The organism is Puniceibacterium sp. IMCC21224, assembly GCF_001038505.1.
GTDB lineage: Bacteria > Pseudomonadota > Alphaproteobacteria > Rhodobacterales > Rhodobacteraceae > Puniceibacterium.
In genome coordinates this window covers 1-16,057 of sequence record NZ_LDPY01000002.1, presented here as the reverse complement: position 1 = coordinate 16,057, position 16,057 = coordinate 1, and the positions used below count along the sequence as shown (strand labels likewise).

13 protein-coding genes and 1 pseudogene are annotated in these 16,057 nt (G+C 60.6%); 11 read left to right on the top strand and 3 right to left on the bottom strand.

Annotation, left to right across the window (positions count from 1 at the left end; genetic code table 11):
• Nucleotides 1-44: 44 nt before the first annotated feature.
• The 7 genes from IMCC21224_RS19510 to IMCC21224_RS19480 all read left to right on the top strand — a co-directional run bounded on the left by IMCC21224_RS19510 (nt 45) and on the right by IMCC21224_RS19480 (nt 7,458).
• The gene (locus IMCC21224_RS19510; protein ID WP_231582152.1) at nt 45-1,196 is read left to right on the top strand and encodes an ABC transporter ATP-binding protein; all 1,152 of its coding nucleotides are present in this window, start codon (nt 45-47) and stop codon (nt 1,194-1,196) included.
• 35 nt (nt 1,197-1,231) lie between these two features.
• The gene (locus IMCC21224_RS19505; protein ID WP_047997296.1) at nt 1,232-2,386 is read left to right on the top strand and encodes a PotD/PotF family extracellular solute-binding protein; all 1,155 of its coding nucleotides are present in this window, start codon (nt 1,232-1,234) and stop codon (nt 2,384-2,386) included.
• A gap of 23 nt (nt 2,387-2,409) precedes the next feature.
• Nucleotides 2,410-3,267, top strand: coding sequence for an ABC transporter permease (locus IMCC21224_RS19500; protein WP_156178369.1), 858 nt, complete (start codon nt 2,410-2,412; stop codon nt 3,265-3,267).
• 7 nt (nt 3,268-3,274) lie between these two features.
• The gene (locus IMCC21224_RS19495) at nt 3,275-4,081 is read left to right on the top strand and encodes an ABC transporter permease (RefSeq protein ID WP_047997295.1); all 807 of its coding nucleotides are present in this window, start codon (nt 3,275-3,277) and stop codon (nt 4,079-4,081) included.
• Between the two features lie 5 nt (nt 4,082-4,086).
• Complete coding sequence (locus IMCC21224_RS19490; protein ID WP_047997294.1) at nt 4,087-4,857, top strand: SDR family NAD(P)-dependent oxidoreductase; 771 nt, start codon at nt 4,087-4,089, stop codon at nt 4,855-4,857.
• Between the two features lie 246 nt (nt 4,858-5,103).
• Nucleotides 5,104-5,979, top strand: coding sequence for an alpha/beta hydrolase (locus IMCC21224_RS19485; RefSeq protein ID WP_053079087.1), 876 nt, complete (start codon nt 5,104-5,106; stop codon nt 5,977-5,979).
• A 567-nt stretch (nt 5,980-6,546) separates the two neighbouring features.
• On the top strand, nt 6,547-7,458 hold the full coding sequence (locus IMCC21224_RS19480; RefSeq protein WP_082135345.1) for a sulfotransferase: 912 nt from the start codon (nt 6,547-6,549) through the stop codon (nt 7,456-7,458).
• Between the two features lie 293 nt (nt 7,459-7,751).
• Here the strand turns inward: IMCC21224_RS19480 and IMCC21224_RS19475 are convergent, their stop codons facing one another.
• Both IMCC21224_RS19475 and IMCC21224_RS19470 read right to left on the bottom strand, forming a co-directional pair.
• Nucleotides 7,752-8,507 carry an SDR family NAD(P)-dependent oxidoreductase gene (locus IMCC21224_RS19475; RefSeq protein ID WP_047997292.1) on the bottom strand — a complete coding sequence of 252 codons (756 nt, stop codon included), beginning with the start codon at nt 8,505-8,507 and terminating at the stop codon, nt 7,752-7,754.
• 3 nt (nt 8,508-8,510) lie between these two features.
• The gene (locus tag IMCC21224_RS19470; protein ID WP_053079086.1) at nt 8,511-9,515 is read right to left on the bottom strand and encodes a LysR family transcriptional regulator; all 1,005 of its coding nucleotides are present in this window, start codon (nt 9,513-9,515) and stop codon (nt 8,511-8,513) included.
• 133 nt (nt 9,516-9,648) lie between these two features.
• Here IMCC21224_RS19470 and IMCC21224_RS19465 point away from each other — a divergent pair, with 133 nt between their 5' ends.
• The 4 genes from IMCC21224_RS19465 to IMCC21224_RS19450 all read left to right on the top strand — a co-directional run bounded on the left by IMCC21224_RS19465 (nt 9,649) and on the right by IMCC21224_RS19450 (nt 15,681).
• The gene (locus IMCC21224_RS19465) at nt 9,649-10,746 is read left to right on the top strand and encodes a tripartite tricarboxylate transporter substrate binding protein (protein ID WP_047997291.1); all 1,098 of its coding nucleotides are present in this window, start codon (nt 9,649-9,651) and stop codon (nt 10,744-10,746) included.
• A 136-nt stretch (nt 10,747-10,882) separates the two neighbouring features.
• Nucleotides 10,883-12,865 carry a tripartite tricarboxylate transporter permease gene (locus IMCC21224_RS19460; protein ID WP_047997290.1) on the top strand — a complete coding sequence of 661 codons (1,983 nt, stop codon included), beginning with the start codon at nt 10,883-10,885 and terminating at the stop codon, nt 12,863-12,865.
• 12 nt (nt 12,866-12,877) lie between these two features.
• Nucleotides 12,878-14,272: an MmgE/PrpD family protein gene (locus tag IMCC21224_RS19455; RefSeq protein WP_082135344.1), complete on the top strand. Its 1,395-nt coding sequence runs from the start codon at nt 12,878-12,880 to the stop codon at nt 14,270-14,272.
• Between the two features lie 17 nt (nt 14,273-14,289).
• A complete protein-coding gene (locus tag IMCC21224_RS19450) occupies nt 14,290-15,681 on the top strand; it encodes an MmgE/PrpD family protein (RefSeq protein WP_197089253.1) in 1,392 nt (463 codons plus the stop codon).
• A gap of 225 nt (nt 15,682-15,906) precedes the next feature.
• Here IMCC21224_RS19450 and IMCC21224_RS27940 read toward each other — a convergent pair.
• Nucleotides 15,907-16,057 (bottom strand): annotated as a pseudogene (locus IMCC21224_RS27940) (IS5/IS1182 family transposase); the annotation flags it as partial.

Genomic DNA, 16,057 nt, shown 5'->3' with positions numbered 1-16,057 from the left:
TTCAGATGCACCATGCAGGGCGAGTAAGCCGAACGAGGAATACGATGATCCAGGACGCAACGATGGCCGAAACCACATCCGCGCATGTCGCGGCACAGGACGCGGTGGCGGAATTTTCCGGTGCCACCAAACGATTTGGCGAGGTGCTTGCTGCCGACCGTATCAACCTGCGCATTCGTCGCGGCGAATTCCTGTCTTTTCTTGGGCCTTCGGGATGCGGCAAAACCACGGCGCTGCGGATGCTTGCCGGTTTTGAGACCCCGACAGAGGGGTCGGTGCTGATCGACGGCCACGATGTCAGCGCGGTGCCCGCCCACAAGCGTCCTGTGAACATGGTGTTTCAGCATTACGCCCTGTTCCCACATATGACGGTGGCGCAGAATGTCGGCTACGGGCTGCGTCAACGCCGCCCGCGTCTGTCGAGGAGCGACATCGCGCAAAAGGTCGACAAGGCGCTTGCCACGGTGCGACTTGAGGCCTTTGGCGAGCGGCGCATCTGGGAACTTTCAGGGGGTCAGCAGCAGCGGGTTGCACTGGCACGCGCCATCATCAACGAGCCGCAAATTCTGTTGCTCGACGAACCGATGGCGGCGCTCGATGCCAAGCTGCGCGGCGAAATGCAGCGCGAGTTGCTCGAGCTTCAGCGCAGCCTGAACATCACCTTTGTGCTGGTCACCCATGATCAGGAAGAGGCGCTGTCGATGTCTGACCGCATCTGCATTATGGGCAAGGGCCGCATCGCGCAGGTGGGCAGCCCGCAGGAGTTGTATGATCGACCAAGCAACCGGTATGTCGCGGATTTCGTCGGCAAGGCGAATATCGTCGCGGGTCAGATCGCCGGACGCCAAGGCGGCATGGCGCAGGTTGTTCTGGGCAATGGGACAAAGGTCATCGTGCATGACCTGCCCGCAGACAACCGTCAACATGCCGAGATTGCCATCCGTCCCGAGGCGCTGAGCATCGCGCCGCAAGAGGCGCCGTTGCCCGAGGGGACAGTCGCCCTTGCTTCGCGGGTCACGCATCGCACCTTTTTGGGGGACCGTACCGAATACCTGCTGGTGGCCGACGGCATCGGCCCACTGCAGGTCAACGCTCCGCGACAGGCCGCAAGAGCCCTGGGCGAGCATGATGTGGGCGCACAAGTTCACATCCTCTGGCCGGTGGGAACGGGGCTCGTTCTTGCCGCCGACACCTGACTGAGCCTGAGTTCGTCCAAATAGGGAAAAATGAGATGAAAAACGACAACACACCGATTTCGCGCAAAGCCTTCATGCAAGAGCTGCGCCGCTACCAGAAAGGATCCGTCACGCGTCGGCACTTTCTGGGTGTCACCGGTCTGGGTACCGCAATGGCTGTGATGGGCGGGACGCTGCCGGGGCTGCTGCCTACCCGTGCGCGGGCGCAGGATATCGGCGACCGCGTGGTTCTGGCGACCTGGCCAAACTACCACGACACGGCAAATTTCGACATGTTCACGGACGCGACCGGTGCCCACACGCAGGTTAACGTTTTTGGTTCGAACGAAGAAATGCTGGCCAAGATTCAGGCCGGTGGTTCGGGCTGGGATGTGTTTGTGCCCACCAACTATGCGATCCCGACCTATGTTAAGGCCGATCTGATCGAACCGCTCGACCTTTCAAAAATTCCGAACTTTGATGCAGCGGCATTTGATCCGCGCTTTGCCGATGCGGGGACGATCGACGGCACCGTCTATGCCGTGCCCAAGAACTGGGGCACCACCGGCATCGCCTTTAACAGCGACAAGACCGGCGGTGTGGTCGACAGCTGGAAGACATTCTTTGACGGCGCGCGTGATCAGTTCGATGGCCGCGTGATGGTGCATGACTATCAATTGACCACAATCGGCAACGCGCTGGTCTATCACGGGTTCAGCTTTAACTCGGTCGATCCGGCAGAGTTGGCGATGGCCGAAAAGCTGCTGATTGACGTTAAGCCGCACCTTTATGCGATCTCGTCGGACTATCAGCCGTCGATGCGCAATGGCGATGCCTGGCTGACCATGTGCTGGACCGGCGACGGCAAACAGATGAACGTCGACATGCCCGAAATCGGTTTTGCCCTTGGCAAGGAAGGCGGTGAAATCTGGTCGGATTACTACGCGATCCCCAAGGGCGCACCGCATATGGACGCGGCTTATGCGCTGATCAACTATCTGCTGGACCCCGAGGTGAACGCCCGCGAGGCGCTGGCCCATGGATATCCGGTGGCTGACAGCCGCACCAACGAACTGCTACCCGAGGCGCTGCTGAACGATCCGATCCTTTATCCCGCAGCCGAGGCGCTGGATGCGCTGGAGTTCGGTGCGGCGGTCACTCTGACCGACCCGAACCGCGCCGAGCTGATGGCGCGTTTCAAATCCGCTTGAGGTAAAGAAAAGGGAGACGGACGATGGCCATGACCCAAACACGGGCCCGGGCGTTGCTGCTGACGCCGGCAGCGCTGTGGTATGCGGCGCTTTTGCTGTTGCCGTTGGCCGTCGTCCTGATCTTTTCCTTTGGAGAGCGAAGTGCAATCGGCGGCTATGCCCCCGGTTTCACGCTTGAGCAATATGCCAACCTTCCGGCGCGGTTCGCGGCCTTTCGCAACACCCTGACGCTTGCGCCGGTGGGGACATTGGCGGCGCTCTTCATTGCTTATCCGCTGGCCTATTTTCTGGCGGTCAAGGTCACGCCCAAGTGGAAGACCATGTTGCTGGTGCTGGTCATTGTACCGTTCTGGACATCCATCCTTATCCGGTCGTACGCATGGATCTTTCTGCTGGGTGGCAAAGGTGTGCCAGCGCTACTCGCCGCCATCGGGTTCGAAGAAATTCGCCTGCTCAACACGCCCTTTGCCGTACTGGTCGGTATCGTCTATGGCTACCTGCCGCTGATGGTTTTTCCGATCTACGTCGCCTTGGAAAAGTTGGACCTGCGCCTGCTTGAAGCCGCCGCTGATCTGGGCACGCCGCCGTGGCGTAGTTTCCTGCAAATTACCCTGCCGCTGTCGATGCCGGGGGTTCTGACGGGTTCGATGCTGGTCTTTATCCTGCTGATGGGGGAATTTCTGATCCCCGCGATCCTTGGCGGTGGCAAAGTGTTCTTTGTCGGCAACGCGCTGGTGGATCTGTTCCTGCAATCACGCAACTGGGCCTTTGGATCGGCGGTCGCCGTGGCGCTGGTTGTGATCATGCTGATCACGGTCGCGATCTATTCCCGCGTGGTTAAGCGTTTTAGCGCCAGCCGCGACGATGTTGGCCTGATGTGAGGGTGCCATGAAATTTTACGCAATGGCGGTCTACGCCTTTCTTTATCTTCCCATCGGCATCATCGCCCTCTTTTCGTTTTCGGCGGGACGGTCTGCTTCGTCGATGCAGGGGTTTTCCCTGCAATGGTACGGCCGGGCGCTGAATAATCCGTTTGTGATGGAGGCGCTTTGGACATCCGTGAGGGTGGCGTTTCTGTCGGCGATATTGGCCACGTTGGTGGGCACGGCCGCGGCGCTGGCGTTGACCGGCATGCGCGGGCGGTTGCGCGCCACCTTTGACCTGCTGGTGCAGATCGCAGTGATGATCCCCGGCATCGTCATCGGTATTGCGACGCTGATCGCGTTGGTAAGCGTCTTTGATCTGGTCAATCCCTGGCTTGAACCGATGACCGGCTGGTCCCTGTCACTGGGCGCTGGGTCCCTGATCGGTGCGCACGGGTTGTTCACCATGTCACTGGTTGTGCTGCTGGTGCGCGGCCGGATGGAAACGCTGGACGGTGCCCTGATCGAAGCATCGAACGATCTGGGCGCGACGCCACTTGGCACGTTCTGGCAGGTGACGTTGCCGCAGATCATGCCTGCGATCCTTGCGGGATTTCTGCTGGCCTTCACCTTTAGCTTTGACGATTTTGTCATCGCCTTTTTTGTCGCCGGGGCCGAGACAACCCTGCCGATCTACGTCTTTTCGTCGATCCGTCGCGGTGTGACGCCCGAAATCAACGCGATCGGCACCATGGTCATGATCGCCTCACTCACCCTTCTGATTGTCGCGCAGTTGCTGTTGCGACGGTCACAGGCGCAGGCGCGCCGTTAATTCAGATGCAGGAGACAGCAATGTTGCAAGATCGAGTCACACTGGTGACCGCAGGCGGTTCGGGGATCGGCCGGGCCGGGGCCGTTGCCATGGCCCGCGAGGGTGCATTCGTCGTGGTGAGCGATCTGCAACAGGATTTGGCGGACGAGACACTGGCGCTGATCAGGGACGCAGGCGGGCGTGGTGAGGCCCGTGCGTTGGACATGCGCGACGACGCGGCGGTTGAGGACGAGATTGCACGTGTCGGAGCCACCTACGGGCGGATCGACGTGCTGCACAGCCATGCGGGCATCCAGATCGCGGGCCGGGCCGAGGACGTGACCCCTGCGCAGATGGATGCAGCCTGGGCGCTGAACGTGCGGGCGCATTTTGTCGCCTCCCGGGCGGTCATCCCGCATATGCGTGCGCAGGGGGGGGGATCTGTGATCATCACAGCGTCCAATTCCGGCTGCCAGTTCGACCGGGGCATGGTGTCCTATGCCACCACCAAACACGCCGCCGTGGCGATGGTCAAACAGATGGCGGCGGATTACGCGCGCGAAAAGATCCGATTCAACGCGCTGTGTCCGGGGTTCGTCGACACACCCTTTAACGCCGGGTTCGAGACGCAGATGGGCGGACGCGCCGGGTTAGAGAGCTATGTTGCCGACACCATCCCCATGGGTCGCTGGGCCAGCGCCGAAGAGATTGCCGAGGGTATCCTCTACCTCGCGTCGGACCGTTCGGCCTTTGTTACCGGGCTGGCGCTGGTCATCGACGGGGGTGAATGCCTCTGACGCCCGGAATCGACGAAGTGAATTTCGGGCCGAGCGACGAGGCGCTCGCGCTTGGGCTTTTCCGACACTGGCCATAACGAGGTAAGCGCCGGCCTGAAACGCCGTATCCAGACGGCACCGATCTTATTGCGCAGAAAGTCCACAGGTCTTCCTGTGTGAGATCACTCTCGTCGCAACCTTCATCTACTGGCGATAGCCGAGGGCGATCCAATCGCGTTCGATCAGGTCGGAAACGGCGTGCCGATCATGGCGGTGGCACCCGAAGCGCTGATTGCACCTGCACCTCATATCGGCGTGGTTGACCGCGATATTCTTGCTTTCGCTTATGCCGCCGCGCGGTCCGCGACCGGGATTGATAAACAGATGCTGGCAATCGAGACCATGTTGCGACAGGCCGGGTCAGATATGTCTGTCGGCCCTGGCTTTTCTGATTTCGAATTGTTGCTCGACTCAGAATTGTCGGCGGCTGTGCGCGGGCTGAGCCCGAGTGATGCGATAACAATGGGGCGCGACTACGCGGCCCTGTTGGCCGAGCCGCGTTCGCGAGATGCCGTGAGTGCGTGGGCGACGACGCATGTGTCCGAGCCACACCTGTCCCGGATGATCAACCTGCTGAACGTCATGTCCGACGCCGATCTGGCCGCCTTTTACGATCGCGCGGTGCGCGACACCGCCACACAGACTCCGTGGGCGGGACAGATGTTTGAGACTGCGATCTATGCCTGTCAGGAATCGATACCGTTTAACTCACGGGCAGGATTTAACGCCGCTCTCGACCCGCTGCGGTTCCCTTGGTTGCGTCAGTATACGTCCCTATTCTGCGACCTGTGCGACGCATTCACACCCATTGATCATACCGGATTTCACGAGCCGTTCGACAGCGATATTCCAGTCCTCGCCCTTTCCGGTTTGAACGATACGCAGACCAACCCAGACGCAGCCGAGCATATAGCACCGATGCTGTCGAACGCCCGCGCGGCCACGTTTGCCGAAACAGGCCATGGGACGATCCTCTTTTCACAATGTGCGCTCGACAGCGCGGTTGGCTTTATCGAGACCCCCGAAGCAGAGCTCAACACCGGGTGCGTCGACACTCTAATACCAAAATTCGTCGCGCCCTGACACGGTGGGCGGGTCTGCCACGTTACCCATCGAAACATATTCGACATTCAGTGCCGTTTGAGGCACCGAACTTGTGCAGTCAACAACCACCGCAGCTATGGCTGCTCTTCTCATTCTTGGTTTCAACGTAGCGACATCAGAGACATAACAGCCCATGATTCCCAGTGTAGAAACGGCTACTGCCGAACTGGTGTGCAGACCTGCAGTAGCGAAAACGGCCAACTGCAATCTCGGCACACTTCCCACACCGGATACCCGCGCACCGTGATCTGATGCACCGCATCCCGTTTGAACTCGTCGCTGGAATTTCTTGTCCCTATGTCGCCCTCTCGGTTCAAAGTAATGGGGCAAAGCGTCTAAAAACCTAGGGGCACCCCATCCGGGTTTCAGAGCTAAACTGATTCATCCAAGATCCGATGCACGAGGCGTCGGGGCTGATCATCTAACTTGGCATCCGTTTGGCATTGATGAGGTGACCGCCCCCCGGTACTTGGGGAGGATGGCCCGATCTTTCCAAGCTACGGTAGATTGGCAGAAACCTAAACCATAGCGCTATAGGAAACAGCTATGATAGCTGTCGGGTACGTGGCGTCCCGGGGCACGAACAGTGAAAAGATTTTAAGAAAATTTGAGGTACAAATGCCGGATACCAACCGAACCCAAAAAGCTGCCTTTATTATGAGCGCAGAACAGAGCGGCTCGACCTGGTTGTCATACGTGTTGGGCAGCTATGTCGACTGCGCGCACTTGGGAGAGTATTTTCGCCCATTTCTGCGCCCCGGCCACACAGCCTGCCGTCTCTGTGAGGCCAAAGGAAAACCCCAGTGCGAATATCTGGCGGGAATCGAAAATATCCCAAAGGAAGACGCCCATGCCTTTGCGTTCCAAAGAACAGGCGCGCGGATACTGGTTGATTGCAGCAAGCGGCTGGACTGGCTTGAGTTGGCTGCTGCATCATCTAAATTTGAATCGATTGCTTTGCACCTTATCAAAGATCCCCGGGGATGGTTTGCCTCTCAAAAACGTCGATCACGGATGACTGCAAAGCATGGATGCGCGGCATGGGTCAAAAGAAACAGGGAAATTCAGAATCGCTTGGTTCAGCTTGGGGTGCCACGATTCACGACATTTTATGATGAGATCATACTGGATCCCGAACAGCATATGACGCATGTGTGCGATTTTCTGGGCATTGCTTTTGACCCAAACGCTTTCCGCTATTGGGAGGTTGAACATCATGGCCTTGGGGGCAATGGCGCAGCGCTCAACAACCTCGTTCGGGCGGAACAATACACTGTCAAAACCGGAGATGACGAATATTATTTTGATCGTCTGAAGAAGGTCTTTCATGATCAACGCTGGTCATCCGAGTTAGATGCGGATGAAATCGCCATCATCGAACAAGATAAAGACGTAAACGAATTTCTTGCCTCTTGTGACCGAAGCTTTTCTGATTTCGACAGACTTTTACAGGTGTAATCCGCGTCGTCCCGGCTGGCCTGAGCGGTGAAGAAAGCACCTCGGGGCTATGTCGGGCGGAATGCCTGTGCAATTGGGATGACGACACCGCAGAACTGGCAGCCTGACAGACGACCAAGATGCAGCTCTACGACCCGCGGCAAACAATTTGGTCATACCGCGGGAAGTTGTCGAGATGACATCGACGCACATGATCAGCAGTGGGCGGGCAAAAGAACGCCCTGAGATATCCCACCGTGAGCGTCGTTTCTGTCAGGGGTCTCTGACCCCGGATCGCCGTAGTCGATGGTTGCTCAGGGCATATACATTCCGCCGCTGACGTGGATGGTTTGCCCGGTGGTGAATCGTGCGCCGGGGCGGCAGAGCGATACAATCATGTAGGCGGCTTCGTCGACGTTGCCCGGGCGGCCCAGGATCGGGCCTGCGCCCATTTCGGGCGCGGCGCCGGCGCTGGCGGAGCGGGCGCCGCCGATCTTGCCCGGTGCGACACAATTCACCGTCACGCCCCGGTCTGCAAATTCACGCGCCAGTGCCTTGGTCAGTCCGACAATCCCCGCCTTGGCCGCCGAGACGTGGGCCCGGGATTTTGCGCCGACATGGGCGCTGACCCCGCCAAGGTTGACGATTGTTCCACCGCCCGCAGCCACCATGCCTCGCAAGGCCTCGCGGCTGCACAGGAAGGCGCCGTCCAGGATCACGGACTGGATCTGTCGCCACTGTTTCAGCGTCATTTCGAGAAAATCGGCCTCGCCCCTGATTGCGGCATTGTTGACCAGAATGGTGATCTCGCCAAGCGCGTCGCGGGCCTGTGCGAAGACGCGCGCGACATCAGCTTCGTCGGTGATATCCCCCAGAACGGCCATGGCCGTACCACCTGCGGCGCGGATCTCGGCGGCGACGGCTTCGATCTCTTCGCGCGACGACTGGGCGTGCACGACGACGGCGGCCCCTTCTTTCGCCAGACCGAGCGCGACGGCGCGGCCGATGCGTCGCGATGCGCCTGTCACCAACGCCACCTGGCCAGTCAGTTCCCTGTCAGTCGTATCCATTGTCTATTCCTTCTTGCGTTTTTTGGTTTTGGCGGGGGGCTTTCCCGACGGGCGCGGGGCCTTTGGTTTGGGCGGGGATTCCAGATCGTGGGCAATCTTGCGCAATCTGAGCGACACCGACTGGTCAAGCACGGTGCGGCAACTTTGGCGCAAAGCTTCTGCTGCGGGGGACAAGGTGCGCCCCTTTAAGGTGACGAGGCCAAGGCTTCGGCTGACCACCGGGTTGGATATGGGCGTCGCGACGAGGTTCAGGTCCAGGCGGCGAAACTGCATCAGCGTCGGCACCGCCGAGATCCCGAGGTTTTTCCCAACCATCGCCATCAGCGCGTGGAAATGGCCAACCTCCAACGTCCCGGACAGACGATCCCAACCGGACCCGAGCGAGCGTTCCAGAAGCGATATCGTGCCGCTTCCGGGGCGCATCCGAATGAAATCGTGCCCCTCCAGATCGGACCAGGCCAGGTCCGGGGCGCTGGCCAATTCATGATCGCGGTGACTGATCAGCACGAATCGATCTTCGAGCAGTGGCTCGAATTCCAGCTCTGGGTGCCCGTTGCCAAACTGGCTGATGGCGAGTTCGGCCTCGCCGCGCAGCACCCTTTCGCGGGCTTGCGGGCTTGATCCTTCGGAGATGCGCACGCGGACGCCGGGATTGGTGGCGCGGAGGCCCGCAACGATTTCGGGCAACAGCGTTTCGGAAACGGTCATGTTGCTGGCGAAAGACACAAAGCCCCGCCGCACGTTGACCAAATCGCGCATGTCGCGCAGCGAACGGGAATAATCATGCAGGATCCGCTCTGCCTCGGGGAGGAACTGCAATCCGACAGCCGAGACGGTCACCTGCCGTGTGGTGCGGTCGAACAGCCGCGTGCCCAACTCTTCCTCAAGTTTTTTGATCCGGCGTGAGATGGCGGATTGCGAAATGGCAAGTTCGGTCGCGGCGCGGGCAAAACTCTTTACCCGGGCGACGGTTGTGAAGGCCTGAAGATCATCGAGTGAGACGCGCATGATCTGGAGATACTTTCATTATATTCATTAATCAATCAGTTAATTGCGTTTGATTCAGTAGTTGTCCTGTGCTGTTAATTGCCAACCGGCAACGACTTTGGAGGGTCGACCGGTCCAAAGGGAGGAGATAACAATGTCCTATTTCAGAAAGCCCCTGATGGCGGGCGCTGCAATTGCTGCCATCGCGATCCCAAGTCTGGGCCTTGCTCAGGATCTGTCGCTAGAAGGCAAGACGGTCACGATCATTGTGCCATTCGCCGAAGGGGGCGGGGCTGACCGGCTGTCCCGAATCCTGTTGCCCAGTCTGTCGAAAAACCTGCCCGGCACCCCGAACATCATCGTTCTGAACCAGCCGGGCGGCGGTGGTGTCACGGCTGCCAATGCGTTTCAGTCGGTGGACGCGACCGACGGTACCCAGCTTTTGATGGCGTCGACATCGACATTCCTGCCCAAGATGCTGGGCGCCGATATTGCGCGGTTCGATCCCACAGAATGGACCGCTGTTGCCGGGTTCCCGCGCGGTGCGCTGCTATATGGTATCAAGGACCAGCTCGGCGTTGACGGTGGCGGGGCCGATCCGGCGGCTGACTATGCCGCGCTCAAGGATGCACCCATCCGGTTCGGTCTTTCGACGCCGATTGCGGCCGAGATGCTGGATCTTGTTGCGCTCGACCTGTTGGGTCTGGATCCGCGGGTGATCTTTGGCCTGGATTCCGCGGATGCAGAGGCTGCGTTCCTGCGGGCTGAATTGAACATGAACACTGACAACACCTTGTCCTTCATCTCGAACTTCCAGGAGGATGCCAACGTTGTTGCGCTATGGAGCTATGGGTTCGTTGACGAAGCCGGGGCGCTTCAGCAGGATCCCGATCTACCGGGTCTACCGACCTTTGAGGAATTCTTTGAAACCGCAACCGGATCAAAGCCAGAGGGGCAGGGCTACGAGCTTCTGCGTAATCTCATGAACGCGAAGGTCATGATTTCCAAGGCGCTGATGCTGCCGGCCGGAACGTCCGACGAGGTGCGCGACATGTATGTCGATGCCATGCGTCAGGTTGTGACCGACCCCGACGTGCGTGCCGTTCTGGACAAGGAACTGGGACAAATGCCTGTGAACTTTGGTGTGGAAACCGCCCGCGCCATCGCATCGGGCACCCGGATGGAACCAGAGGTCCGGGACTGGGCCAACGAATTCCTGATGGAGAATTACGACACGTCTCTCGACGGTTGACGACGGTCGCGGCGCCCTTTGCGGGGCGTCGTGCGCCGATGCGTATTGCCCGTTTCGACGAACTTGCTCCGAACATTCCAACCGTCCGGCTGGCTGACGTTTTGCGTTGCCGATCGGCCCAACGATCCGAGGTCCCATGCTGGACGCTGCACTGAGTGCATTATCGCAATTGAGTCAGGTTTCCTTGTTGATCTCGCTGGTCAGCGGGGTTCTTGTCGGGCTAGTCGTCGGTATCCTGCCCGGGTTGGGCGGCACCGCTGGGCTTGCGCTGCTTTTACCCTTTGTCTTCGGAATGGAGACATCTTCGGCCCTTGCCATGATGATCGGCATGGCGGCTGTAACAACAACATCAGATACATTCCCGGCGGTCCTGATGGGCATTCCGGGCACCTCCGGGTCCCAGGCGACGGTGATGGACGGCTTTCCCATGGCCAAGGCAGGGCAGGGGACGCGGGCGTTGTCAGCGGCGTTCGTGTCGTCGCTGTTCGGCGGGTTGTTCGGCGCGGTGGTGCTGTCGTTCGCGGTTGTCGCAGCGCGGCCGATCATCCTGTCCATCGGCTTTGGCGAACAGTTCATGCTTGTGGTTCTGGCGCTGTCGATGGTCGGCATCCTGACGGGGCTGAGTGTCTGGCGGGGGCTGGCGTCGTGTGCTCTTGGTCTCGCGTTGGGGGCGCTTGGCGCTGCGCCGATGTCGGGGGTTGAGCGGGCCAGTTTTGGCACTGACTACCTTCTTGACCCGCTGCCGCTGACGATCATCGGTCTGGCAATGTTCGCGACGCCTGAAATCGTCGATCTGCTGCGGCGCAGCGAACGAATTTCGGATAAGGCCACGCTGGGGCCTGGGTGGATGGCGGGCGTCAAGGACTGGATGGCGAATTGGTGGCTGTCGCTGCGCTGCGCCGTCATCGGCTGCCTGGTCGGGGCGCTGCCGGGCCTTGGCGGGTCGGTTGTGGACTGGATCGCCTATGGTCACGCCATTCAAACCACAAAGAACCGCGAAAGCTATGGCACCGGCGATGTGCGCGGCGTGATCGCACCCGAGTCGGCCAACAACGCCAAGGAGGGCGGCGCGCTGATACCGACGCTCTTGCTGGGTATTCCGGGGTCGGGAACCATGGCAATCCTGTTGGGCGGGCTGATCATAGTCGGGATTGACCCCGGAGTGACGATGGTCACGCGCCATCTGGATCAGGTCTATGTCATCATCTGGTCGCTGGCGCTGGCCAATGTCGTCGGGGCGCTGATCTGTTTTGGTCTGGCACCGCAAATCGCGCGGTTGACGACGATCCGGTATGTGTTGCTGGCGCCGTTCATGTTGGGGATCATCGCCTTTGCCGCATTTCAGGCGACGCGGAACTGGGGCGACCTGATTGCGCTGTTCGTGCTCAGCGTTCTGGGCGTTTACATGAAGCGGTTTGGCTGGTCCCGGCCTGCGCTACTGATCGGGTTTGTCCTGTCGAGCCGGGTTGAGACTTCGGTCTATCAGACGGTCGCGCTGTATGGCGCCAGCTTTTTGCAACGGCCGATTGTGCTGATCCTGCTGGCGCTGACGGTTGGCTCTGTCACGGCGGCGATCTTTCTAAAGGCACCGCCGTCTGGCGAGGTTGGCGAGGAATCTCCCTATTCCTCAAGCCGGACATTGCCACAGTGGGGGATGCTGGCGGTTGTGGCGGCCTTTGCTCTCTATGTCATGTGGGATGTGATTGGCTATAACCAGTTGACCGCGCTGTATCCCCTTGTTGCCGGAACCACGATCCTGCTGTGTCTCGCGCCGCTGGCGTTCTCGATGGCGACAGCCCGGCAGGCAGGCACGATGTTCTATGACGAGGAACGCGTGCCGGACGGAACCGACAAACCAACCCGCTCGGCGGAATTCTGGCTTGGCGTTATCCTTGGACATCTTGCGCTTTGTGCGCTGCTTGGTTTTGTCCTTGGCACCGCGTTCTTCATCGCCGGATTTCTGATCGGCTTTGGACGGGCCAAGCCCTGGCAGGCGCTGGCAGGTGCTGCCGGCTTTGTCCTCATTCTTGGCCTTCTCTCGGATCAGCTGACGTTGCGGTATCCCGAGGGGCTCTTGCAGACCCGGGCCGGCATCGAACTGCCCTGGCCCCTACAATAAGAGGTGAACACCATGTCCCGTAGCATACTTTCTAGTCCAGACAGCCCGGACGCCGTGCTTGCCGAACATATCGCAGGAGCGTTGTCGGTCCCGCTGCCACCCGAGGTCGAGGCCAAGGCCCGTGAGCATCTTTTGGATACGCTGGCGGCGATCCTGTCCGGGCGGTTCCTGCCTGCGGGTGAATTCGGCTACCGTTTTGCCGGTCTGCATGCCAGCCCCGGACTGGCCACCCTTTTGGGCGACAGGCAAAGAGTCGGCGCAGAAATGGCCGCCTTTGCCAATGCGATGGCTGCGCATGCTGACGAGACGGACGACAGCCATGTCGCCGGCCGTTTTCATCCCGGCTGCGGCGTTGTGCCCGCCGCGTTGGCCATGGCCGAGGCCAAGGGAAGTACCGGCGCCGATCTGCTGGCCGCTATCGCGCTTGGCTATGACATTGGCGCGCGGGCGACGATGTCGCTGGGGTTCTCGAATCCGCGTACCACGACGTTTTCCACCCATGCCTTTGGCGCATTGTTCGGGGCTTCTTCGGCGGCTGGGGCGCTGGCTGGTCTGTCTGCGCCGGAGGCGGAAGCCCTACTGTCGTTTACCGTGCAGCAGGCATCGGGACTATCCTACTGGAATCGCGACCCCGATCATGTGGAAAAATCCTTTGATTTCGGCGCAAGGGCCGCGCGCAACGGCGTTTTCGCAGCCCAACTTGCCGAAGCCGGAATGACGTCGCCCGACCACCCGCTGACCGGGGTGAACAGCTACCTTGCTGCGTATGCAGAAGATGCGCGCCCTGCTGCGCTGACCGACGAATTGGGCACGCGGTACGGCATCCTGTTCGCGACGATCAAGAAATGGTCCGTCGGGTCCCCGCTGCAATCCATGTTGGACGCCTTGATTGAGGTGTTTGGCGGCCAACCGACCCTGCCGGACGAGATCGAGGATATCGAGCTTCGGCTGCCCGCGAACCGTGTCCATGTCGTCGACGACCGGCATATGCCGGCAATCTGCGCCCAGCATCTTGCCGCGCTGGTCGCGTTGCGAGGCGGGGTCAGCTTTGCCCAATCACACGATGTCGGCCTGATGCACGATCCTGAGATTTTGGCGCTGCGCAAAAAGATCCGCCTTGTGCCGGACGATGCGCTGGTCGCGGCGCGGCCCGAGCGGCAGTCGATCGTCACCGTGCGTTTCGCGGGCGGAGAGACCCGTTCGCATCACGCCAGGACGGTGCGCGGTACGCCGGATGATCCGATGTCCATCACCGATGTCGCGGACAAGGCGGCGGATATCCTTGGCCCTATCCTGCCAGACGGCGGCACGCGGCTGATCGCATTGTGCCTGCACGAGCCGTTCACACCCGCCACGCTGGCAGAGGCCTGCCGGATTGACGAAACCCGCGTGAGGAAAACAGGATGACCGGGGCAGGGGGGACCATGACCGGGTTGACCCGTACGGTCGCGGCGTTCGTCACTGAAACCACCTATGCCGACCTGCCGGACGACGTGGTGCAAATAGCCAAGCGCTGCATGGTCGATGGCCTTGGCGTGATGCTGGCCGGGTCGCGCGAACCCTGCGCGCTGATCGCCCGCCGCCATGCCGCAAGCTTTGGCGGCAAGGCCGAGGCGCGCACGCTGGGGGCGGGGTCCGTTGGCCTGCCGGCGCCGCTTGCCGCGCTCGCCAACGGCATTGCCGGTCATGCGCTTGACTGGGACGACACCGCGCTGTCGCTTGAACCGGACCGCACGGTGCTGATCCATCCGACGATGCAGCCGCTTTGCGCGGCTCTTGCGGTTGGCGATCTGCTGGGGGTGAGCGGGCGGGACATGCTCACCGCCTTTGTTCTGGGGTTCGAGGCACAGGTCAAGATCGCCGAAACCATGGGTGCTGATCATTTCATCTATGGCAGGGGGTTTCACACCACGGGGACCATCGGGGTCTTCGGCGCAACGGTGACCGCGAGCCGACTGATGGGGCTTTCGACGGAACAGACCGTTCACGCCATCGCCATCGCCGCGACGATGTCATCGGGCCTTGGCGAAAACCACGGCACTATGGCCAAGCCGCTGAACATGGGCCATGCGGTGGAAAGCGGTGTGTCGGCGGCACGGCTCGCGTCCATGGGCTTTGACGGACCGGCGACTGCCCTGGAAGGCGAGAGAGGTTTTTTCGCCACCTTCGGCGGAGGCCACGATCCGTCACGCATGCGCGGGCGTTTGGGCGATCCCTGGGCGATCATCAGCCCCGGTACGTCCGTCAAACCCTATCCGTCGGGGGTGGTTGGGCATCCCGGCATGGATGCGATGAAAGCCCTGGTGTCAGAGCACGAGGTTCGTCCCGAAGAGATCGCCCGCATCGTGGTGCGCACCGGCCCCAGCGTGATCAGACCCGGCCCCCTGCGCATCGCCCATGCGCATACCGCGCTTGAGGGTAAGTTCTGCGTCGCGTTTCAGATGGCGGCGATTGCATTGCGGCGCAAGGCGGGTCTGGCTGAATTCTCGGACGAATTTGTGGCCTCTCCCGTCTGTCAGGACATGCAGGGTCGGGTAGAGGTGTCGATTGCGCAGCATATCGCGGATCTTGGCAAGGACCGCGTCGTCTTTGAGATTGACGTTTTGACCACCGATGGCCGGACCCTGACGGCCAAGTCAGAAGAACACTATCGCGGCGGCCCCCGTAACCCGCTGACATGGGACGAGCTTTGTGACAAGTTCCGCGATTGCGCCGACCCTGTCCTGGCGCCGGATCGCCAGACCGGGATACTGGACATGCTGAGCCGCCTGGAAGAGGTGCGAGAGGTGCGGGACCTCGTTACGCTTGCCTGTTAAGGGACAGGGACGGGTTGATATGGTGCCGGAGAATCGGCGCGGCGCGTGCGTCGAGGTCATAGTCGCGGCCACGATGCTCGCCGCGATGTTCGGGTGATGCGCAACCGGGACTGCGCAGTTGTCCCTCTGGTCGGTTCAAGCCTTGGCCCCTCATGCGAATTTCAATTAATCTGCGCGCCTCAGGGGTTACGTTCGCGACGTGGAATTATTGATTTGGGTCAGGATTCATAACCAGAACATATCCACGGCAGCCAAGGGGCGCAGGCTGATAGGAGGACCTTCGGACACCTATCGTAACGGGTCGCGACCTTACGGCTTTTCTGCGACGGGATGCACGGCTTAATCCCCTTGGCTTCAAGGGCTTGGCGATACCCAT

What these genes read in the sequence shown, in the direction of transcription:
- IMCC21224_RS19510 (WP_231582152.1), top strand. Translation starts at nt 45, where the DNA reads ATGATCCAGGACGCAACGATGGCCGAAACCACATCCGCGCATGTCGCG.
- IMCC21224_RS19505 (WP_047997296.1), top strand. Translation starts at nt 1,232, where the DNA reads ATGAAAAACGACAACACACCGATTTCGCGCAAAGCCTTCATGCAAGAG.
- IMCC21224_RS19500 (WP_156178369.1), top strand. Translation starts at nt 2,410, where the DNA reads ATGGCCATGACCCAAACACGGGCCCGGGCGTTGCTGCTGACGCCGGCA.
- IMCC21224_RS19495 (WP_047997295.1), top strand. Translation starts at nt 3,275, where the DNA reads ATGAAATTTTACGCAATGGCGGTCTACGCCTTTCTTTATCTTCCCATC.
- IMCC21224_RS19490 (WP_047997294.1), top strand. Translation starts at nt 4,087, where the DNA reads ATGCAGGAGACAGCAATGTTGCAAGATCGAGTCACACTGGTGACCGCA.
- IMCC21224_RS19485 (WP_053079087.1), top strand. Translation starts at nt 5,104, where the DNA reads ATGGCGGTGGCACCCGAAGCGCTGATTGCACCTGCACCTCATATCGGC.
- IMCC21224_RS19480 (WP_082135345.1), top strand. Translation starts at nt 6,547, where the DNA reads ATGATAGCTGTCGGGTACGTGGCGTCCCGGGGCACGAACAGTGAAAAG.
- IMCC21224_RS19475 (WP_047997292.1), bottom strand. Translation starts at nt 8,507, where the DNA reads ATGGATACGACTGACAGGGAACTGACTGGCCAGGTGGCGTTGGTGACA.
- IMCC21224_RS19470 (WP_053079086.1), bottom strand. Translation starts at nt 9,515, where the DNA reads ATGCGCGTCTCACTCGATGATCTTCAGGCCTTCACAACCGTCGCCCGG.
- IMCC21224_RS19465 (WP_047997291.1), top strand. Translation starts at nt 9,649, where the DNA reads ATGTCCTATTTCAGAAAGCCCCTGATGGCGGGCGCTGCAATTGCTGCC.
- IMCC21224_RS19460 (WP_047997290.1), top strand. Translation starts at nt 10,883, where the DNA reads ATGCTGGACGCTGCACTGAGTGCATTATCGCAATTGAGTCAGGTTTCC.
- IMCC21224_RS19455 (WP_082135344.1), top strand. Translation starts at nt 12,878, where the DNA reads ATGTCCCGTAGCATACTTTCTAGTCCAGACAGCCCGGACGCCGTGCTT.
- IMCC21224_RS19450 (WP_197089253.1), top strand. Translation starts at nt 14,290, where the DNA reads ATGACCGGGTTGACCCGTACGGTCGCGGCGTTCGTCACTGAAACCACC.